Origin of the sequence: Vibrio sp. 10N.261.55.C5 (assembly GCF_041470505.1) — a bacterium.
GTDB lineage: Bacteria > Pseudomonadota > Gammaproteobacteria > Enterobacterales > Vibrionaceae > Vibrio > Vibrio crassostreae_C.
Genome location: NZ_JBFRMS010000052.1, coordinates 1 through 4,052, shown reverse-complemented (window position 1 = coordinate 4,052; position 4,052 = coordinate 1). Strand labels below are relative to the sequence as shown.

General features: G+C 42.1%; 2 protein-coding genes and 6 tRNA genes. 7 read left to right on the top strand and 1 reads right to left on the bottom strand.

Annotated elements, in window-relative coordinates; translation table 11 throughout:
* Positions 1–67 precede the first annotated feature (67 nt).
* The 7 genes from AB4263_RS18845 to AB4263_RS18815 all read left to right on the top strand — a co-directional run bounded on the left by AB4263_RS18845 (position 68) and on the right by AB4263_RS18815 (position 2,911).
* Positions 68–143, top strand: a tRNA-Asn gene (locus AB4263_RS18845).
* A gap of 382 nt (positions 144–525) precedes the next feature.
* Positions 526–2,151, top strand: a complete 1,626-nt coding sequence (locus AB4263_RS18840; protein WP_017062210.1) for a methyl-accepting chemotaxis protein — start codon at positions 526–528, stop codon at positions 2,149–2,151.
* Positions 2,152–2,386: 235 nt separating this feature from the next.
* Positions 2,387–2,462, top strand: a tRNA-Phe gene (locus AB4263_RS18835).
* Positions 2,463–2,518: 56 nt separating this feature from the next.
* Positions 2,519–2,594 (top strand) — tRNA-Thr (locus AB4263_RS18830).
* A gap of 24 nt (positions 2,595–2,618) precedes the next feature.
* Positions 2,619–2,694: transfer RNA gene (locus AB4263_RS18825), tRNA-Asn, on the top strand.
* Positions 2,695–2,730: 36 nt separating this feature from the next.
* A tRNA-Thr gene (locus AB4263_RS18820) sits at positions 2,731–2,806 on the top strand.
* Between the two features lie 29 nt (positions 2,807–2,835).
* Positions 2,836–2,911 (top strand) — tRNA-Asn (locus AB4263_RS18815).
* Positions 2,912–3,238: 327 nt separating this feature from the next.
* On the opposite strand, the gene AB4263_RS18810 is transcribed toward AB4263_RS18815, so the two are convergent.
* Positions 3,239–3,634, bottom strand: coding sequence for a DUF2391 family protein (locus AB4263_RS18810; protein WP_017060180.1), 396 nt, complete (start codon positions 3,632–3,634; stop codon positions 3,239–3,241).
* Positions 3,635–4,052 lie beyond the last annotated feature (418 nt).

The following is a 4,052-nucleotide window of genomic DNA, read 5'->3' as shown; positions in this document are numbered from 1 at the left end:
TCGAGGCACCATTATTTGGTGCTTAACAAATAATGGTCTTTATAGACCTGATGTTGACACAAATAATTCCCCTTTAGTTCAGTTGGTAGAACGGCGGACTGTTAATCCGTATGTCGCAAGTTCAAGTCTTGCAAGGGGAGCCACATTCAAGAAAGCCAAGTCGAAAGACTTGGCTTTTTTTCGTTTGAACAAAAACAAACTCTATTCAATATACACATCAGCTCCTCACTAACTCTTAATCAGTCTCGATAAATTGAGTTATCTCCTTTTAGTACTCTTACTACAGCAGTTGATTCTAAGTTCTATAAAGCATATCCACTACAACAGAACCAACGCCTTATAAAGTTCATGACCCGCTAATATTCACATTAAAACAAATAGAACCAAGTCCTGTTACTTTTTTTTCTTCGAAAATTTAATCCCTATCATACTTTGATGTCTTTCTAATATCTGCCTTACACCACTTAGATTAAGATTCGATGAATTATACCTAATACTAATTATTGAATCGCTGCGCGGGGAAATATGAAACTAAAAACGCAAGCTTACTTATTATCGGGCATCATCTTGATCGCCCTGCTAGCACTGACGGCTACAGGCTTATGGACCTTAAGAGTTGCTAGCAACATGGACAACAAAGCTCGCGTAACAGAGCTGTTTAAGAGCGCATACAGCATTCTTACTGAAGTCGAAAAAATGGCGATTGATGGCACACTAGAAGAAGAGCAAGCCAAGCAACTAGCTACTCGCCTTCTACGCAACAACATCTATAAAGATAATGAATATGTTTACGTAGCCGATGAGAACATGACGTTTATCGCGACACCATTAGATCCTCAACTGCACGGAACCAGTTTTAACGACTTTAAAGATGGCGACGGCAATAGTGTTGGGCAGCTAATCCAAAGAGTACTTGGTAATCGTACTGGCGAGATCATTGAGTACACCTGGACACAAAAACTGCCAGATGGAACGATTGAAGAAAAACTGTCTATTGCAGAGAAAACGCCACATTGGGGTTGGGTTGTCGGCACTGGTATCGGGTTCAATGAAGTTAACGCTCGTTTTTGGTCTACTGCTCAATGGCAGCTATTCCTTTGTGTCGTGATTGCTGGTCTTATTCTGGCGAGCCTAATTGTATCCATTAAACGCATGCTAGCGCTTCTTGGCGGCGAACCTAAAGACGTACGAGAAGCAGTACAAGCCGTAGCACAAGGTCGAATTCAAACCTCTTTCGAAACTCAGGCAATTGACGGCAGTATCTATCACGCCGTACAACAAATGAGTAAGTCATTGGCTGAGCTAGTATCAAACCTTGACGCTTCAATGCTGGCATTAAGAGGCGAACTGCAGCGCGTAGAAGATCGCGCTGGGTCAATTGGTCAACTGACAGACACCCAACAGCAATCAACAGAGATGATCGCGACAGCAATGACCGAGATGGCCTCTTCAGCCAATAACGTAGCTGCTTCAGCTAGCGATACCGCGCGCAACACCGACGAGGCCGACAAACAGAGCCAGCATACCCAACAACTCATTCACAACACAGTAGATAACATTCAAGGCTTAGCAGGCCAACTAGGCACAGCAAGCGAAGCTGTCGCTAACCTAGATAACGATGTAAACAACATTGCAAAAGTATTGGATGTGATTGGTGATATAGCGGAGCAAACTAACCTATTGGCACTAAATGCAGCCATTGAAGCAGCTCGAGCTGGCGAACAAGGTCGTGGATTTGCTGTTGTAGCAGATGAGGTTCGTAACCTTGCAGGCAGAACACAATCGAGCACAAAAGAAATCCAATTAATGATTAATAACCTTCAAGAGGGATCTCGCAACGCAATTCAAACCATGGAAGTGTGTGCCGCGACCAGTGAAAGCACCGTAACAGAGTCTCAAAACGCCTCTGAAGCACTACAACAGATTGTTGTCGCATTAGAGTCCATTTCATCAATGAGTCATCAAATCGCAACAGCGGCCGCTGAGCAGACTCAGGTGAGCGATGATATATCGAAGCGTATCAATATGATCGAAGAGAGCGGTAACCAACTGAGCAATGTCGTAACAGAAAGTCATAACAGCACCCAAACTCTTGCCTCTCTTTCCAACGAATTAGAAGCTTGGGTTAATAGGTTTGAAGTAAAACACTAAACTCCCTAGAAAATTTTCAAATAAAAAAGCACGTTTTCATACGTGCTTTTTTTATTTCGGCGCCCATTCAGTGTAGTTAACCGTAGTTTTACTATCTTTTAGGGCATGCTAGACCTAGGTTTTTCACCCCAAATGAGCAAAAACAACCCACTAAGTATAGAAAAACATCAAACGATACTTTTTTTGCAATTTAATGTTGACCCAGAACGCGAAAACACGTTTAATACACCTCGTCGCCCGGATAGCTCAGTCGGTAGAGCAGAGGATTGAAAATCCTCGTGTCGGTGGTTCGATTCCGCCTCCGGGCACCACAATTTATTTGTTGGTGTCTTAGACAACAACAGTAAAGCACAAAGAAATATTATGTGCCGACTTAGCTCAGTAGGTAGAGCAACTGACTTGTAATCAGTAGGTCACCAGTTCGACTCCGGTAGTCGGCACCATTTCTTTAAAGCTTTAAGAATAATTCCCCTTTAGTTCAGTTGGTAGAACGGCGGACTGTTAATCCGTATGTCGCAAGTTCAAGTCTTGCAAGGGGAGCCAAGTTAATCATCAAGCATAAGCTTTTTGATTCATGATGCCGACTTAGCTCAGTAGGTAGAGCAACTGACTTGTAATCAGTAGGTCACCAGTTCGATTCCGGTAGTCGGCACCATTCTCTTGATTAGAGACTAAACAATCAATTCCCCTTTAGTTCAGTTGGTAGAACGGCGGACTGTTAATCCGTATGTCGCAAGTTCAAGTCTTGCAAGGGGAGCCAATTAAAAGAAGCCGCATCATTGATGCGGCTTTTTTGCATCTAAAGATCCTAACTTATTAATACAAATACCATATTCAATTCAGAAACCAACCGTTTTTATATCCTTCCAAAGCTACAAATCTTCGCTACTTAATGCTCTTCAAAATCTCCCAACAACAAACGACACATTCACGTAAGAGTCAGTCACAGTACGTTGCTACTCATTTTATTGACTAGGAGATCGGTTGAAAAAATCAATACTAAGTTTGGAGGTAAGAAAGCTAAATAACGAATCAAGTAAGCGCTGAAAAGCTCTGTAAGACACTTCAATCCAAATTGATACACAGATTACTCTTTATCAAAACTATCCACTACAATAGCGCCCATAGAGGCTGGCATTGAAATAACAATCACTCTTTTGATCGATACGACGGGATCACTCAATAGAGGTAATTTGTCCAGGCAAGTCAGTACCAAAGCAACGACCAATGCCGTCATAACATAAGCAATCACTATTCTGAAAATAAACACCGGCAACCGAGCAACAACATCTTTTTGAAAGACACTCTCATACGTATAGAAGCCTAAGAACACCGCAGACAGTAAAAATAGCAGCAATAGATTAGCGGTAGGTAAAGTCTCCCCTAACTTCCAAGCCTCTTCAGAAAAAGAAATCGGCACGGCCAAGGCAAAAGATCCCACAAAGATCTGGCTCGCATCTTCAAAGTTAAAACTCAATTTCATAATTCGACCCATTAGGTTTAAGGCTTTATCTAATTCTGAAAAGAATCACAAAACTATCCGCCAATGATTTGGGGGATTTTTATTTCTACTAAGCGAACAGTAGTGACCTTCTAGCTTCATCTTAGTCGCAATAACCAAAACATAGCTTGAACTAACCAGCAAGAAATCAATATGCTCAGAGCAAAACGGTCAACACGACTGATTAATATCGAGTCAACAAACACATCAAAATCGAAGACAGAGTGGTAACCCCTAATATACCAGCACCTAGAACCAAAGAATCTAAATCCGCAGGGTGATAAACGTCACTTAACGAATACGAGGGATGCTCTATTTCTTCGCTTATATACCCCTCAGGCACCACTTGGGAACACACTTAGCGACTCTCACCTTTAAGCTGCGTATTTCGGTGATTGCG